Annotated in this window: 1 protein-coding gene; it reads right to left on the bottom strand. The window is 68.4% G+C overall.

Translation table 11 applies throughout. The features are described from left to right. Window positions 1–247, bottom strand: a 247-nt coding sequence (locus ACTFO6_RS19370) for an FAD-binding protein (RefSeq protein WP_439935947.1), incomplete at both ends; no start/stop codon positions are given.

Genomic DNA, 247 nt, shown 5'->3' with positions numbered 1-247 from the left:
CTCCAGCACCGTGCCGGTCATGCGGGTGTGGGAGCCGGCCAGCAGCCCCGTAGAGTGAAACTGCACCATCTCCATGTCCCGCAGGGTGAGCCCCGCCCGCAAGGCCATGGCCATGCCGTCGCCGCTCTTGTCACCCGAAGGCGTGTGGTACTTGTACATGGTGGGCCCGCCCCCCGCGGCGAGCAGCACCGCGCGGGCCTGCACGAAGACGAACTCGCCGCTCTTCATGTCGATCATGAGGACGCCC

The organism is Pelomicrobium sp. G1 (assembly GCF_051905455.1).
Lineage (GTDB): Bacteria > Pseudomonadota > Gammaproteobacteria > Burkholderiales > UBA6910 > Pelomicrobium.
The sequence above is the reverse complement of the archived record's forward strand: the minus strand, read 5'-3'. Positions and strand labels throughout refer to the sequence as shown.